Here is a 14,680-nt window from a genome sequence, read left to right as displayed (position 1 = left end):
TTGCGCCTGCTGCGGCTTACTTGAGCAGGCCGGCCGACTTGGCGGCAGCCTCGATGCCTTCGTAGTTCGAGGCCTGGGTGGGCACGAAGCGCGCGGCGCGCTGCAGCTCCAGGATGGCCTTGTGCTCGGGCTTGGCCGGGTCCAGCGCCAGGAAGGCGTCGGTCAGCTTCTTGACCAGGGCCGGGTCCAGATCGCCGCGCACGGTCCAGTTGTAGTCGAAGTAGGGCGGTGTGGTGGCGAACACGCGCACCTTGCTGGTATCGACCTTCTTGCTCTCCACCAGCTTGTCCCAGACCGATGCGTTGAGCACGCCGGCCTCGGCCTTGCCTGCGGCCACGAAGGCCACGGTGGCGTCATGCGCGCCGGAGAAGGCCACGGTCTTGAAGTCCTTCTCGGGGTTGATGCCGTCCTGCTGCAGGAAAAAGCGCGGCATCAGGCTGCCCGAGGTGGACGAGGGCGCGCCAAAGGCGAAGCTCTTGCCCTTGAGGTCGGCCAGGGTCTTGATGGCGGGGTTGGCCGTGATGAACTTGGAGGTGAACTTGGCGTCTTCCTCGCGCTGCACGATGGGGATGGCCGTGCCGTTGGTGCGGATCTTGGCCTGCACGAAGGTGAAGCCGCCCAGCCATGCCAGGTCCAGCTTGCGCGTGGCCAGCGACTCGACCACGGCGGCGTAGTCGGTCACGGGCGTGAACACCACTTTCATGCCGGTCTGGGCCGAGAGGTACTTGCCCAGCGGCTCGAACTTGCGCTGCAGCTCGGTGGGAGCTTCATCCGGGATGGCCGAGACGCGCAGCACGGCGGGTTCGGCGGCCAGCGCGGGCAGGCTGGACAGGGTGGAGGCGGCCAGCACGCAGGCAGCCGCCTGGCGCAGCGCCGAGCGGCGCGCAGGAATGTGGTTCATGGATGGGCTCCGTTCAATCAGCCACCGCCGTCCGGATACACGGCGGTTTAATGGGCGCCCGGGATGACCGGGCGCCGAAGGTACAAGGGCGGTACACCGACCGCTGAGGCTGCATTGTAGGGAGCGGGCTTTTCCGTTGGGGAGCGTCAGATATGGGGGGCGCCTCAGGCCGCCAGCGCGCGCATCTCGGCGATCAGGTCGGCCTTGCCCTCGAAGCCTATGCCCGGCAGCGGCGGCAGGGTGACGTGGCCGTTGTCCACCTTCACGCCGTCGGGGAAGCCTCCATAGGGCTGGAACAGGTCGGGGTAGCTTTCGTTGCCGCCCAGGCCCAGGCCGGCGGCAATGGCCAGCGACATCTGGTGGCCGCCGTGCGGAATGCAGCGGCTGGGCGACCAGCCATGGGCCTTGAGCATGTCCAGCGTGCGCAGGTACTCGACCAGGCCGTAGCTGAGTGCGCAGTCGAACTGCAGCCAGTCGCGGTCCGGGCGCATGCCGCCGTGGCGGATCAGGTTGCGCGCGTCCTGCATGGAAAACAGGTTCTCGCCCGTGGCCATGGGGCCCTGGTAGACCTCGCCCAGGCGGGCCTGCAGTTCGTAGTCCAGCGGGTCGCCGGCTTCCTCGTACCAGAACAGCGGGTACTGGCCAAGGGCGCGGCCATAGTCGAGCGCGGTGGCCAGGTCGAAGCGGCCGTTGGCATCCACGGCCAGCTGCTGGCCCGGGCCCAGAATTTTGAGCACGGACTCGATGCGCTCGCAGTCCTCGGCCAGCGAGGCGCCGCCGATCTTCATCTTCACCACCGAGTAGCCGCGCTCCAGGTAGCTTTCCATCTCGCGGCGCAGGCCGTCCAGGCCCTTGCCGGGGTAGTAGTAGCCGCCAGCGGCATAGACGAAGACGCGCGGGTTGGGCGTGCCGCTGCCGTAGCGCTCGGCCAGCAGCTGGTACAGGGGCTTGCCCGCTATTTTTGCCGTGGCGTCCCAGACGGCCATGTCGATGGTGCCCACGGCCACCGATCGCTCGCCGTGGCCGCCGGGTTTTTCATTGATCATCATGCGCGCCCAGATCCTGTGCGGGTCCAGGTTGTCGCCGCTGTCATCCAGCAGGCTGCCAGGCTCTGCTTCCAGCACGCGCGGGATGAAGCGCTCGCGCATCAGCGCGCCCTGGCCGTAGCGGCCGTTGGAGTTGAAGCCGTAGCCGATGACGGGGCGGCCGTCGCGGATCACGTCCGTGACCACGGCCACCAGGCTGAGCGTCATCTTCGAGAAATCGATGTAGGCGTTGCGGATGTCCGATTTGATGGGACGGGTGGATTCGAGGATGTTGACGATTTTCATGGTGCTTGCGGATGAAGGATGGGTGTCGGGGTGGGCTCAGCGCGGCAGCGACGAGCCGCCGCAGATGGCGATGTCCTGCCCCGTGATGGCGGCGGCTTGCGGCGACAGCAGGTAGCCGACCAGGGCGGCGATCTCGGCCGGCTCTATCAGCCTGCCCAGCGGCGGCAGGCGCGGCGCGCTGCCGGCCCGGGCGGGGTCGCCCAGCATGGCGGTGGCCGTGGCAGCCGGGGAGACCACGTTCACCGTCACGCCCTGGCCAGCGACTTCGGCGGCCCAGCTGCGTGCCAGCGCAATCAGCGCGGCCTTGGTGGCCGCGTACTGCCCGCGCCCGGGCATGCCCTGGGCCACGCGGCTGCCGATGAAGACCACGCGCCCGCCGCCGCGCGCGGCCATGCCGGGCACGATGGCGTCGGCCAGCCGCGTGGCGGCATCCACATGCAGGCGCCACATGAGCTCGCCGCCCGCGTGGTCCAGCAGGCCCAGCGGCCCCACGCGCAGCACGCCTGCGGCATGGACCAGGGCATCGGGGGCGGGCCGGTCCCGGTTGGCCTGGGCCGCCTGGGCAATGGCAAGGCCGTCGCACAGGTCCACGCGCAGCGGGTGGAAGGCTTCATGCGCCAGGCTGGCGGGCGCCAGGTCCAGGCCGGTCACGCGCCAGCCTGCATCCAGCAGCGACTGGGCAATGGCGCGGCCTATGCCGCTGCTGCTGCCGGTGACCACGGCGTGGCGCAGTTCATTCGACACGGATGTTCCCCTCGGTCACGATCTTCTGGGCGCGCTCCATGTCGCTGGCCTGGAACCTGGCGAAGTCCTCCACGCTGCCCGGCGACAGCAGCAGGCCCTGCTCGCGCAGCTTGTCCTTGAGATCGCCCGCCAGCGCCTTGTTGACCTCGGTGTTGAGCCTTTTGATGATGTCGGCCGGCACCTTGGCCGGCGCCCACAGGCCGTACCAGCTGTAGAACTCGTAGCCGGCAATGGTCTCGCCCACCGTGGGCACATCGGGCAGGCTGGGCGCGCGTTGGGCCGAGGTGACCGCCACCACGCGCAGCATGCCGCCCTTGTGGTACTGCAGGGAGCCCAGGATGGGGTCGATGAAGCCGTCGATCTGGCCGCCGATCAGGTCCTGGAAGGCGGGGGCCGTGCCCTTGTAGGGGACGATGAGGTAGTCCAGCTGGCCCGCACGCTTGAGCAGTTCGGTGGACAGGTGGCCTGCCGAGCCGATGGAGCCCACGGCAAAGGTCATCTTGCCCGGATGGGACTTGGCATAGGCCATCAGCGACTTGATGTCGGTGATGGGCAGGTTCTTGTTGATGGCCACCGACAGCGGCGCCTTGGCCACCAGGGCCACGGGGGCGAAGTCCCGGTTGACCTGGTAGGGCACGGTCTTCATGGTCATGGGCGCCGTGGTGAAGGTGGAGGCGTTGAACAGCAGCGTGTAGCCGTCCGCCGGGGCCTTGGCCACGATGTCGCCGCCGATCACGCCGTTGCCGCCGGGCCGGTTGTCGATGATGAATTGCTGGCCCGTCTGCTCGCCCAGCTTCTGCGCCAGTTGCCGGCCCACGGCGTCCAGCGTGCCGCCGGGCGGGAAGGGAATGACCACGCGCACGGGCTTGGCAGGCCAGGCCTGGGCACCGGCCGGGCCGGCCAGCGCCAGCAGGGCGGCGCCTGCGGCAGCGCCCAGGGCCGCGCGGAGGAAATGATGGCGTTGCATGGTGTCTTGTCTCCTGTCGTGCTTTTGTTGTTGTCCGAAGGGGCCGCGCAGCTTGGGCCGGGCCGGGCCAGGCTGGTTGCGCGGCAAGAGCCTGTGTCTGTGTTTGGCCTGCAGCCTGCGTTCAGCGCTTGAGCAGCCCGGCCTGCGCCACGGCAGCGCGCAGGGCCTGCAGCTCCTGGGCGTTGGGCGCCTCGGTGGGCGGGCGCACGGTGGCGTCGTCGATCACGCCGGCCAGGTACATGCCGCCCTTCATGCGGGCGTGGGCCTCGCCCGTGGGCTCGCCGCCGCCGTAGACGGCGTCCTTGAGCGGCGTGATCACGGCCTGCACCGCTATGGCTTTCTTCAGGTCGCCGGCCTTGACGGCATTCCACAGGTCGATGATGAGCTGGGGGATGAAGGTGGCGAAGCCGACCAGGGCGCCGTCCACGCCCTGGACCATGGAGGCCAGCAGGTACTCGTCATGGCAGGTCAGGATGGCCTTGGCGGGATTGGCCTCGCGGATGGCCTGGATGTCGCGGGCGTACTTGTTCATGTCGCGCTGGCCCACCTTGAAGGCCTGCACGTAGGGCAGGCGCGCCAGCTCGGCCAGCAGCTGCGAGGAGTAGGAGGCGCGCGTCCAGGCCGGGTAGACGTGGCAGACCAGGTCCAGGTCCGGCGCGGCGCGGTGGATGGCCTCGAAGTACTGCAGCGCATGGCCGGGCGTGAAGCCGAAGCGCAGCCAGTGGTGGGGCGGCATCACATCCAGCGCCACCGCGCCTGCGGCCTGGGCGGCACGCGCATGCTCGGCCGCATCGGCCAGGCCTTCGCAGACGATGGAGGAGATCACGGGCAGCCGGCCCCGCAGCTCGTCGGCCACGATGCGCGTGACCTCGGCGCGCTCGGCCGGCGTCAGCGCGAACACCTCGCCCGTATGGCCGTTGGTCATCACGGCGACCACGCCCTCATGGCCTGCCAGCCACGATGCCAGCTTGCGCAGCGCGGGCTCGTCGATGCGGTGGTCGGGCGTGAAGGGGCAGGAAATGGCGGGAATGATGCCGCGATAATTCGAGATGGAAGGCATGAGGCTTGTCTCCGTTTTGGGATGGGTGTGAACGACGGATGGATCATTTCCCGCCGCGCCCGCACGGTCCAATACTCGAATCGCATACATCTATCCATCCGAGAACCACAACGACTGGAGACCATGGGACCTGGCAATCGCCCCCTTGACATGGAGTGGCTGGAAGACTTTCTGGCCCTGGCCGAAAGCGGCAACTTCTCGCGCGCGGCAGAAGCCCGCTCCATCGCCCAGCCCGCCTTCAGCCGGCACATCCGCGCGCTGGAGGAATGGGTGGGCGCCGAGCTGTTCGACCGCAGCGCGCATCCGGCCGCGCTCACCGCCGCAGGCCAGCGCTTCCAGCCCTTGCTGGAGGATGTGCTGGCCAAGCTGGAGGCGGCGCGCATCAAGGCCCGCGCCGCGCACGACCAGGCCGCCGCCAGCCTGCGCTTTGCGGCCACCCATGTGCTGTCGCTGACCTTTTTCCCGCGCTGGCTGGGCACGCTGGAGTCGCAGTTGCGGCTGGGGCCGATACAGACCATCTCGGACAGCTTTCACGCCTGCGAGGACCAGGCGCTGCAGCGGCGCGTGCAGTTCGTGCTGTGCCACGGCCATGCCGAGGTGCCGGGCCGGCTGGACGAGGCCGGCTACCCCATGCTGCAGCTGTCCGAAGACATGCTGCTGCCCGTGTCCGCGCCCTGGCCGGACGCGCCGGGCCGGGCGCTGCATGCCATAGACGCCGGGTCCGCAGCGGGAGGCGGCCAGCCCCTGCCGCTGGCCGTGCTGGCCTACAGCGAGGCCTCGGGCCTGGGGCGCATCATGCGTTCGCGCCTGCGCGGGCTGTTTGGCGCAGGCGGCGCCGGCACGGCGGGCGAGGGCGATGGCCGGCCCGAGCTGCCCCAGGGCGCGCAGACCGTGTTCACCGCCCACCATGCGGCCCTGCTCAAGGCCATGGCGCTGGAGGGACGCGGCGTGGCCTGGCTGCCGCGCAGCCTCATCGTGGACGAGCTGCGCAGCGGCGCGCTGGTGCTGGCGGGCGGCCATGCCTGGTCCGTGCCCGTGGAGATCCGCCTGTACCGCCAGCGCGCCGACATGGCCGATGCGGCCGAGGCGCTGTGGACCGTGGCCTGCAGCCAGCCGCGCATGAGCGCCGAACCCGCGCGGCGCTGATCGCCCGCGCCCGCGCTCGCCTCACCCTGCTTTTCTTCAGATTTCCATCCGCTTTGCGCACCGCCAGGGCCTGCCCTGGCGGTGCGTCTTGCTGCGCGCTGCACCAAAACAAATCCGTAAATTGGTCTGACCAATAAACATTGTGGTGCAGTATCTGCACTGTTTTAGGTGTTTACCCTGTTCATCTGTGGGCTTGAAAGCTCTGAGAATCGCACCACTTCGCGCAATGGTCTGAATTTGGTCTTAATTGGTTGGACCAATTCGCTAATGGCCCACAAGGCGCCAGCGCGGGGAACACTCCCGGTCACCGTTGCGGCCAGCCAGCAGACATCCAGTGCGGATCGCACCGCATGCCAACGCTGCAACGAGAGGGAGTGGCCGACAAGGGCGCTTACCGCGCCCTCCCTATCATCTAGAGACACGGTCATGCAAACCATCTGGCAGCAGAACTACGATCCCGCCGGGAACATTTGGATCTCGGCGCTGATCGCGCTGATTCCCATCATCTTTTTCTTCCTGGCGCTGACCAGGTTCCGTCTCAAGGGCTACCAGGCCGGCACCGTCACCGTGGCGCTGGCGCTGGGCGTGGCGCTGCTGTTCTACAAGATGCCCGTGAGCGCGGCACTGGCCTCGGCCGTGTACGGCTTCTTCTACGGCCTGTGGCCCATTGCCTGGATCATCGTGGCGGCCGTGTTCCTCTACAAGATTTCGGTCAAGACGGGGCAGTTCGACGTGATCCGCTCGTCCATCCTGTCGGTCACGCCAGACCAGCGGCTGCAGCTCATCCTGGTGGGCTTTTGCTTCGGCGCCTTCCTGGAGGGCGCGGCCGGCTTCGGCGCGCCCGTGGCCATCACGGCCGCGCTGCTGGTGGGCCTGGGCTTCAAGCCGCTGTATGCAGCGGGCCTGTGCCTGATCGCCAACACGGCGCCCGTGGCCTTTGGCGCCATGGGCATTCCCATCATCGTGGCGGGGCAGGTCTCGGGCGTGGATGCATTCGCCATCGGCCAGATGGCCGGCCGCCAGCTGCCCTTCATGACCGTGCTCGTGCTGTTCTGGCTGATGGCCATCATGGACGGCTGGCGCGGCGTCAAGGAAACCTGGCCTGCCGTGCTGGTGGGCGGCGGCTCCTTCGCCGTGGTGCAGTTCCTCACGGCCAACTTCATCGGCCCCGAGCTGCCGGACATCACCTCGGCCATCGTCTCGCTGGTGGCGCTGACGCTGTTCCTCAAGGTCTGGCAACCCAAGCGCATCTTCCGTTTCGACACGGAAGGCGAGGGCGGCAAGGCTGCGGCAGTTGCAGCACCGGCCATCACCTCCGGCGCACCGCTGACAGCAGGCGCCGTCATCAAGGCCTGGTCGCCCTTCATCATCCTCACGGCCATGGTGACGGTCTGGAGCATCAAGCCCTTCAAGGCGCTGTTCGCCGCAGGCGGCCCGCTGGCCTCCACCGTCATCAACATCCCCGTGCCCTTCCTGCACAACCTGGTGGAGAAGACGCCCCCCGTCGTGGCCGCCGCTGCGCCCTACGGCGCGGTCTACACCTTCAACTGGCTGCTGGCCACCGGCACGGCCATCCTGATAGCGGCGCTGATCACCATCACCTTCACGCGCCTGTCGCCGGCCAAGGCCGTGGCCACGCTGGGCGAGACCTTCAGGGAACTGGCCGTGCCGATCTACTCCATCGGCATGGTGCTGGCCTTCGCCTTCGTGGCCAACTACTCGGGCCTGTCGGCCACGCTGGCCCTGGCGCTGGCGCACACGGGCCAGGCGTTCACGTTCTTCTCGCCCTTCCTGGGCTGGATTGGCGTGTTCCTCACGGGATCGGACACCTCGGCCAACGCGCTGTTCGCCGCGCTGCAGGCCACGACGGCGCAGCAGCTGGGCCTGCCCCAGGTGCTCACGGTGGCGGCCAACACCACGGGCGGCGTGACGGGCAAGATGATCTCGCCCCAGTCCATCGCCATTGCCTGCGCGGCCGTGGGCCTGGCAGGCCGGGAGTCGGACCTGTTCCGCTTCACGGTCAAGCACAGCCTGATGTTCGCCGTGATCATCGGGGTGATCACGACGCTGCAAGCCTACGTGTTTACGTGGATGATCCCGGGGTATTGACATGAAACACCCCCTGAGTCGCTGCGCGCCTTCCCCCTCTCTACCCGCTTCGCGGGGGAGGGGGACGACACCCTCGCGGCGGGGCGGCCCTTGCTCGGTGTCCCTGGCTTGGGCAGTGCGGGTTTCATGCGATGAGGCTGGCGCATAGCGCCGTGAATCACTGAAAACCAATTCTGAGAATCCCCATGCGCGTTGCCGATCAAGTTGTCGAGAAATTGCTTGCCCTGGTGCAGGCCAGCGGAGTGCAGCCCGGACAGCGGCTGCCCGCGGAGCGGCAACTGGCGGCCGAGCTGGGTGTCTCGCGCACCTCGGTGCGCGAGGCCATACAGAAACTCACCAGCCAGGGCGTGCTGGTGGCGCGGCGCGGCGATGGCACCTACCTGCAGGAGCCGGCGCCGGCTGCCGAGCCTGCGGACTGGCTCAAGGACGCCATGCGGCCGCTGGCCGGCCTGATGGAGTCCGACTCCCACTACCGCTACGACGTGCTGGAAACCCGCCATGCGCTGGAGACCAGCACGGCCTGGCTGGCCGCCCAGCGCGCCACGGAGCGCGACAAGGACCATATCCAGCGCTGCTTCGAGGTGATGATCCAGCACCAGCAAAGCGGCCACGCCGAGCTGGCGGCGCGTGCCGACGCGCAGTTCCACCTGGCCATTGCCGAGGCCTCGCACAACCTGGTGCTGGTGCAGGTCATGCACAGCCTGTTCACCGTGGTGCTGTCCACGGTGGAGCGCAACCGCCACGATATGTTCCGTCTGAGCGCGCCCCAGACCCTGCAGGAGCTGACCGTGCAGCACCAGAGCCTCATGCAGGCCATCCTGGACGGCGACCCGCAGCGCGCCCGCGAATGCATCGGCGAGCACCTGGAGCATGTGCGCACCACCATCCAGCGCCTGGACGAGGACCGCGCGCGGCGCGAGCGCTCCATGCGGCTGCCTCTGGACGCCGCGCCCGCGCTGCTGCCCACTTCAGACCTGATACGAAAGACATGAGACCACCATCATGATCATCTCCTCCACCTCCGACTACCGCGCAGCGGCGCAAAAGCGCCTGCCGCCCTTCCTGTTCCACTACATCGACGGCGGCGCCTATGCCGAGCAGACGCTGCGCCGCAACGTGGAAGACCTGGCCGCCGTGGCGCTGCGCCAGCGCGTGCTCAAGGACATGAGCCGGCTGGACACCAGCATCGAGCTGTTCGGCGAGAAGCTGTCCATTCCCGTGGCGCTGTCGCCCGTGGGCCTGACGGGCATGTACCGCCGCCGCGGCGAGGTGCAGGCCGCGCGCGCGGCCGACGCCCATGGCATTCCGTTCACCATGTCCACGGTATCGGTCTGCCCCATCGAAGAGGTGGCGCCCAAGATCAAGCGCCCCATGTGGTTCCAGCTCTACGTGCTCAAGGACCGGGGCTTCATGCAGAACGCGCTGGAGCGTGCCCAGGCGGCCGGCTGCTCCACCCTGGTCTTCACCGTGGACATGCCTGTGCCCGGCGCGCGCTACCGCGATGCGCATTCGGGCATGAGCGGCCCGAATGCCGCCATGCGCCGCTACTGGCAGTCGGTCACGCACCCGGCCTGGTCCATGGACGTGGGCCTGCTGGGCCGCCCGCATGACCTGGGCAACATCTCGGCCTACCGGGGCAGCCCCACGGGCCTGGCCGACTACATCGGCTGGCTGGGCGCCAATTTCGATCCCTCCATCTCCTGGAAGGATCTCGAATGGATACGTGCCTTCTGGAAGGGCCCCATGGTCATCAAGGGCATCCTGGACCCCGAGGACGCCAAGGACGCCGTGCGCTTTGGCGCCGACGGCATCATCGTCTCCAACCATGGCGGCCGCCAGCTCGACGGCGTGCTGTCCTCGGCCCGCGCGCTGCCGGCCATCGCCGATGCGGTCAAGGGCCAGATCAAGATCCTGGCCGACTCCGGCATCCGCAACGGCCTGGACGTGGTGCGCGCCATCGCCCTGGGCGCCGACTGCGCCATGATCGGCCGTGCCTTCATCTACGCCCTGGCCACCTCCGGCGAGGCGGGCGTCAAGCACCTGCTGGAACTATTGGAAAAGGAAATGCGCGTGGCCATGACGCTGACCAGCGTGAGCAAGGTATCCGACATCACCGGCGACTTGCTGGTGCGCCAGCCATGAGCGCGCTGCAGACTCCGGTCGTCTCCCGCGAGGCCCTGCTGCTGCAGTTGCGCGAAGCCGTGGGCGCCGCCCATGTGCTCACCGACGACCAGGCCACGCGCCGCTTCCGCAAGGGCCACCGCACGGGCGAGGGCCCGGTGCTGGCCGTGGTGCGGCCCGCGACGCTGCTGGAGCAGTGGAAGGTGGTGCAGGCCGCCGTGGCGGCCGGGCGCATCGTCATCATGCAGGCCGCCAACACGGGCCTGACGGGCGGCTCCACGCCCGACGGCGCGGACTACGACCGCGAGATCGTGCTCATCAACACCTTGCGCATCACCGGCGTGCAGGTCATTGGCGGCGGGGCCCAGGTGGTCTGCCTGCCCGGTGCCACGCTGGACCGGCTGGAGCAGGCGCTGGCGCCGCTGGGGCGCGAGCCGCATTCGGTGATCGGCTCGTCGTGCATCGGCGCCTCGGTGCTGGGCGGCATCTGCAACAACTCGGGCGGCGCCCTGGTGCGGCGCGGCCCGGCTTACACCGAGCTGGCGCTCTACGCGCGCGTCTGCGACGACGGCTCGTTGGAGCTCGTCAACCACCTGGGCATCGCCCTGGGCCGCACGCCCGAGGAAATCCTCACGCGGCTGCAAAACGGCGACTACACCGAGTCCGACATCGCCCACGATGCGCAGCGCGCAGCCTCCGACCCGCGCTATGCCGAGGCCGTGCGCGCCGTGGACGAGGACACGCCCGCGCGCTTCAACGCCGACCCCTCGCGCCTGTTCGAGGCCTCGGGCTCGGCCGGCAAGCTGTGCCTGTTCGCCGTGCGGCTGGACACCTTCCCCAAGGAGCCCAGTACCGTCTTCTACATAGGCAGCAATGCGCCCGACGACCTCACGGCCGTGCGCCGCGAGCTGCTGACCGCGCTGCCGCGCCTGCCGATCGCGGGTGAGTACATCCACCGCACGGCCTACGACATCGGCGAGAAATACGGCAAGGACACCTTCCTGCTGATCGACCGCTTCGGCACGGCCAGGGTGCCGGCCGCCTTCGCTCTCAAGAGCCGCGTGGACGGCTTCTTCGAGCGCTTCGGGCTGCGCGGCGTCACCGACCGCGTGATCCAGGCGCTGACCAACCTGCTGCCCAGCCACCTGCCCGCGCGCATGCGCCAGTGGCGCGACCGCTACGAGCACCACCTGCTGGTGCGCGTGTCCAACGACACGGCCGAGGCCACGCGTGAATTCCTCACGCGGCACTTCAGCGGCAGCACCACGGGCGGCTGGTTCGAGTGCGATGCCGACGAGGGGCGCAAGGCCTTCCTGCACCGCTTCGCCATCGCGGGCGCGGCCATCCGCTACCGCGAGGTGCACCGCGCCCAGGTGGAGGACATCGTGGCGCTGGACGTGGCCCTGCGCCGCAACGACCGCGAATGGGTGGAGCAACTGCCCGCCGAGGTCGAGCGCGACATGGTCCACAAGCTCTACTACGGCCACTTCTTCTGCCATGTCTTCCACCAGGACTACATCGTCAAGAAGGGCGTGGACCCGCTGGCCATGGAGCACCGCATGTGGGAACTGCTGGACGCGCGCCGCGCCGAGTACCCGGCTGAGCACAACGTGGGCCACCTCTACGTGGCCAAGCCCGCCCTGGCGGGCTTCTACCGTGAGCTGGACCCCACCAACACCTTCAACCCCGGCATAGGCCACACCTCGCGCAAGCTGGGCTGGGAGGAGTGTTGCGACCGGCCGGGGGGATGGCCCAAGGGGTATTCGGAGGCCTCCTGAAGCCAGGTGCAGGCGGGCCAGGGAGCGGCCCGCCGTGTCCGACTCACAGATTGATGAACACGGACTTGGTCTCCAGGTAGGCATCCAGCGCGGTGCGGCCCATGTCGCGGCCCATGCCGGACTGCTTGTAGCCGCCGAAGGGCATGCCCGGGTCCAGCGTGCTGTGGCAGTTGACCCAGACCGTGCCGGACTGGATCTTGGGGATCAGCCGGTGGACCTTGGACAGGTTGTTGGACCAGATGCTGGCGCCCAGGCCGTAGGGCGTGTCGTTGGCCCAGGCGGCGACTTCGTCGAGGTCGTCATAGGGCATGGCCACGAGCACGGGGCCGAAGATTTCCTCGCGTGCCACGCGGTGGTCGTGCTGCACGCCGGTCATCACCGTGGGCTGCACGAAGTAGCCGCGCTGGCCTGCGCGGGCGCCGCCCGTCACCACCTCGGCGCCCTGGCTGCGGCCTATGTCGATGTAGCTGCAGACGCGCTCCATCTGCTCCTGCGAGACCAGCGGGCCCATCTGCGCGCTGGGGTCCAGGCCATGGCCCAGGGTGAGCCGGGCGGCCTGGTCGGCCACGGCGGCCACCACGCGGTCGAACATGCTCTTGTGCACGTACAGGCGCGAGCCCGCGCAGCAGACCTGGCCGTGGTTGAAGAAGATGGCATTGGCCGCACCCGCCGCCGCCGTGGCGGGATCGCAGTCGTCCAGCACGATGACGGGGGACTTGCCGCCCAGCTCCAGCGTGATGCGCGTCATGTTGTCCATGCAGGCATGGCCGATGAGCTTGCCCACCTCGGTCGAGCCCGTGAAGCTGACCTTGTTGACCAGCGGGTGCGAGACCAGGGGCGCGCCCGTGCCGGGGCCGTCGCCCGTGACCACGTTGAACACGCCGGGCGGAAAGCCCGCTTCCTGGATCAGCTCGGCCAGCATCAGCGCGGTCAGCGGCGTCTGCTCTGCGGGCTTGAGCACCAGGGTGCAGCCGGCGGCCAGCGCGGGCGCCAGCTTCCAGGTGGCCATGAGCAGGGGGAAGTTCCAGGGCACGACGGCGGCGACCACGCCCACGGGCTCGCGCCGGGTGTAGGTGAACATCTGGGCCTCGGGCGCAAAGGGCACGGAGTGTTCGTGCGTCATGCCCTCGATCTTGGTGGCCCAGCCGGCCATGTAGCGGATGGAGTCGATGGCCATGGCGATGTCCACGGCGCGCGCAATGGCGGCGGATTTGCCGTTGTCCAGCGATTCGACCTCGGCCAGGGCCTGGGCATGGGTCTCCATGAGGTCGGCCAGGCGCAGCATCAGGCGCTCGCGCTCCACGGGGCGCATGCGGCCCCAGGGGCCCAGGTGCAGCGCGCGGTGCGCGGCGCGTACGGCCAGGTCCACGTCGGCCGGGCCGGCGCTGGCGACTTCGGCGATCACGGCCTCGGTGGCCGGGTTGACGGTGGACAGGCGCTGGCCGGTCCGGGCCGCCACCCATTGGCCGTCTATGAAGAGGTCATGCGTGCCCCGGTTGAGGAAGGCGCTGGCGCGTTCGGTGATCTGGTGCTGGATGTCGCTGAGGTTCATGGTGTGCTCCTTGGTGGATGGACAGAGGTTGGGGGGCCGGGGGTCAGAACACTTGCAGTAGACGAAGGTTGATGCGGGCGTTCTCCTTGAAGCCCTGGCGCACATGCAGGTCGCGGCCCACGGTGGCCAGCAGCTGCGTCTTGGGCGCGACAAAGACCGCGCCGCCGAAAGAGACCTTGGTGGTGGACTGGCGGTCGCCTTGCGACACGCCGTTGACCTGGGTCTCGCCGCCCGTCAGGTGCGACAGGCCCAGGCGCAGGTCCGATGTGTCCGACAGGTGGTAGCGCAGCAGGCCCTGGAACTGGAACTGCGCCTTTTGCTTGAGCGTGGCGCTGTGGGCGCCGAAGTCGTCGTTCTTGCCGAAGACGGTGACATCGGCCGCCAGGTCCATGGTCACGCTCTTGCCCAGCGGCTTGATCCAGCCGGCCTGCAGGGCCGCCTTCCAGCGGTTCTCGCCCAGGCTCAGCGGGTCGTTGCGGTTGTACTGGCCCGTGGGCAGCCAGACAAAGGGGGTGATGCCGAAGTGCTCCTTGTCGCCGGGCTTCGTCAGCCACAGGGTGGCGGCCAGCATCAGGTCGCCCACGCCGGTATTGCTGCCCATGGCCGCGATATCGCGCGAGGCCGACAGGCGCCCGAAGGGCAGCAGGAACTGCGGGTCGATCACGTAGTCGCCCAGCTTCATGAAGTGCACGCCACGCGCAATGCCGATGTCCGAGGTCAGCCTCGGCCGTATGGGCGCCTGGTCGCCATTGGCATAGAGGCTGTCCCGCGTGGCGTGCTGGTAATAGACCATGCCCAGCGTGGTGCCGGGCGGCAGGGCGGTGTAGTCGCCCGCGTCGATATCGACGGCGTGGGCATTGAAGGTGGCGCATGCGGCCATGGCTGCCAGGGCCAGGGATGCGCGGGTGAAGGGCTTGGATGGCATGGCGAAGAGTCCGGTCCGGTGTTTTCAGGCTAAGCCCTGCCCAGGC

The 14,680-nt window shown here is 68.7% G+C and carries 12 protein-coding genes; 5 read left to right on the top strand and 7 right to left on the bottom strand.

From position 1 onward, the window contains the following. Window positions 1–16 precede the first annotated feature (16 nt). The 5 genes from JHD82_RS03925 to JHD82_RS03905 all read right to left on the bottom strand — a co-directional run bounded on the left by JHD82_RS03925 (window position 17) and on the right by JHD82_RS03905 (window position 5,003). The gene (locus tag JHD82_RS03925; RefSeq protein ID WP_043820849.1) at window positions 17–901 is read right to left on the bottom strand and encodes a putative selenate ABC transporter substrate-binding protein; all 885 of its coding nucleotides are present in this window, start codon (window positions 899–901) and stop codon (window positions 17–19) included. 164 nt (window positions 902–1,065) lie between these two features. Then, window positions 1,066–2,232 (bottom strand): mandelate racemase/muconate lactonizing enzyme family protein, encoded by a 1,167-nt coding sequence (locus JHD82_RS03920; RefSeq protein ID WP_199135483.1) that lies wholly within the window; start codon window positions 2,230–2,232, stop codon window positions 1,066–1,068. A 36-nt stretch (window positions 2,233–2,268) separates the two neighbouring features. Then, complete coding sequence (locus tag JHD82_RS03915) at window positions 2,269–2,976, bottom strand: SDR family NAD(P)-dependent oxidoreductase (protein ID WP_100566083.1); 708 nt, start codon at window positions 2,974–2,976, stop codon at window positions 2,269–2,271. Beyond that, window positions 2,966–3,943: a tripartite tricarboxylate transporter substrate binding protein gene (locus tag JHD82_RS03910; protein WP_012205179.1), complete on the bottom strand. Its 978-nt coding sequence runs from the start codon at window positions 3,941–3,943 to the stop codon at window positions 2,966–2,968. The genes JHD82_RS03915 and JHD82_RS03910 overlap by 11 nt, the downstream gene beginning before the upstream one ends. 121 nt (window positions 3,944–4,064) lie before the next feature. Beyond that, window positions 4,065–5,003 (bottom strand): dihydrodipicolinate synthase family protein, encoded by a 939-nt coding sequence (locus JHD82_RS03905; RefSeq protein WP_063326346.1) that lies wholly within the window; start codon window positions 5,001–5,003, stop codon window positions 4,065–4,067. A gap of 123 nt (window positions 5,004–5,126) precedes the next feature. On the opposite strand from JHD82_RS03905, the gene JHD82_RS03900 reads away from it, so the two are divergent. From JHD82_RS03900 to dld, 5 genes are all read left to right on the top strand, one after another. Beyond that, complete coding sequence (locus tag JHD82_RS03900) at window positions 5,127–6,149, top strand: LysR family transcriptional regulator (RefSeq protein ID WP_199135482.1); 1,023 nt, start codon at window positions 5,127–5,129, stop codon at window positions 6,147–6,149. Window positions 6,150–6,575: 426 nt separating this feature from the next. Then, on the top strand, window positions 6,576–8,258 hold the full coding sequence (lldP, locus tag JHD82_RS03895) for an L-lactate permease (RefSeq protein WP_012205182.1): 1,683 nt from the start codon (window positions 6,576–6,578) through the stop codon (window positions 8,256–8,258). 185 nt (window positions 8,259–8,443) lie between these two features. Continuing rightward, window positions 8,444–9,250: a transcriptional regulator LldR gene (gene lldR / locus JHD82_RS03890; protein ID WP_012205183.1), complete on the top strand. Its 807-nt coding sequence runs from the start codon at window positions 8,444–8,446 to the stop codon at window positions 9,248–9,250. Window positions 9,251–9,260: 10 nt separating this feature from the next. Further along, window positions 9,261–10,400 (top strand): FMN-dependent L-lactate dehydrogenase LldD, encoded by a 1,140-nt coding sequence (lldD, locus tag JHD82_RS03885; protein WP_012205184.1) that lies wholly within the window; start codon window positions 9,261–9,263, stop codon window positions 10,398–10,400. Then, window positions 10,397–12,157, top strand: a complete 1,761-nt coding sequence (gene dld, locus JHD82_RS03880; RefSeq protein WP_099752772.1) for a D-lactate dehydrogenase — start codon at window positions 10,397–10,399, stop codon at window positions 12,155–12,157. The genes lldD and dld overlap by 4 nt, the downstream gene beginning before the upstream one ends. Before the next feature lie 43 nt (window positions 12,158–12,200). Here the strand turns inward: dld and JHD82_RS03875 are convergent, their stop codons facing one another. Together JHD82_RS03875 and JHD82_RS03870 are read right to left on the bottom strand one after the other, a co-directional pair. Continuing rightward, window positions 12,201–13,709, bottom strand: a complete 1,509-nt coding sequence (locus JHD82_RS03875) for an aldehyde dehydrogenase family protein (protein WP_199135481.1) — start codon at window positions 13,707–13,709, stop codon at window positions 12,201–12,203. A gap of 43 nt (window positions 13,710–13,752) precedes the next feature. After that, window positions 13,753–14,634 carry a transporter gene (locus tag JHD82_RS03870; RefSeq protein WP_199135480.1) on the bottom strand — a complete coding sequence of 294 codons (882 nt, stop codon included), beginning with the start codon at window positions 14,632–14,634 and terminating at the stop codon, window positions 13,753–13,755. Window positions 14,635–14,680: the final 46 nt, after the last annotated feature.

This window comes from Delftia sp. ASV31, from assembly GCF_016428765.1.
In the GTDB taxonomy this organism is placed as follows: domain Bacteria; phylum Pseudomonadota; class Gammaproteobacteria; order Burkholderiales; family Burkholderiaceae_C; genus Comamonas; species Comamonas acidovorans.
The sequence above is the reverse complement of the archived record's forward strand: the minus strand, read 5'-3'. Positions and strand labels throughout refer to the sequence as shown.

Excerpts from the sequence above, each read along its gene's own strand:
- JHD82_RS03925 (WP_043820849.1), bottom strand. The coding sequence starts at position 901 with ATGAACCACATTCCTGCGCGCCGCTCGGCGCTGCGCCAGGCGGCTGCC.
- JHD82_RS03920 (WP_199135483.1), bottom strand. The coding sequence starts at position 2,232 with ATGAAAATCGTCAACATCCTCGAATCCACCCGTCCCATCAAATCGGAC.
- JHD82_RS03910 (WP_012205179.1), bottom strand. The coding sequence starts at position 3,943 with ATGCAACGCCATCATTTCCTCCGCGCGGCCCTGGGCGCTGCCGCAGGC.
- JHD82_RS03905 (WP_063326346.1), bottom strand. The coding sequence starts at position 5,003 with ATGCCTTCCATCTCGAATTATCGCGGCATCATTCCCGCCATTTCCTGC.
- JHD82_RS03900 (WP_199135482.1), top strand. The coding sequence starts at position 5,127 with ATGGGACCTGGCAATCGCCCCCTTGACATGGAGTGGCTGGAAGACTTT.
- lldP (WP_012205182.1), top strand. The coding sequence starts at position 6,576 with ATGCAAACCATCTGGCAGCAGAACTACGATCCCGCCGGGAACATTTGG.
- lldR (WP_012205183.1), top strand. The coding sequence starts at position 8,444 with ATGCGCGTTGCCGATCAAGTTGTCGAGAAATTGCTTGCCCTGGTGCAG.
- lldD (WP_012205184.1), top strand. The coding sequence starts at position 9,261 with ATGATCATCTCCTCCACCTCCGACTACCGCGCAGCGGCGCAAAAGCGC.
- dld (WP_099752772.1), top strand. The coding sequence starts at position 10,397 with ATGAGCGCGCTGCAGACTCCGGTCGTCTCCCGCGAGGCCCTGCTGCTG.
- JHD82_RS03875 (WP_199135481.1), bottom strand. The coding sequence starts at position 13,709 with ATGAACCTCAGCGACATCCAGCACCAGATCACCGAACGCGCCAGCGCC.
- JHD82_RS03870 (WP_199135480.1), bottom strand. The coding sequence starts at position 14,634 with ATGCCATCCAAGCCCTTCACCCGCGCATCCCTGGCCCTGGCAGCCATG.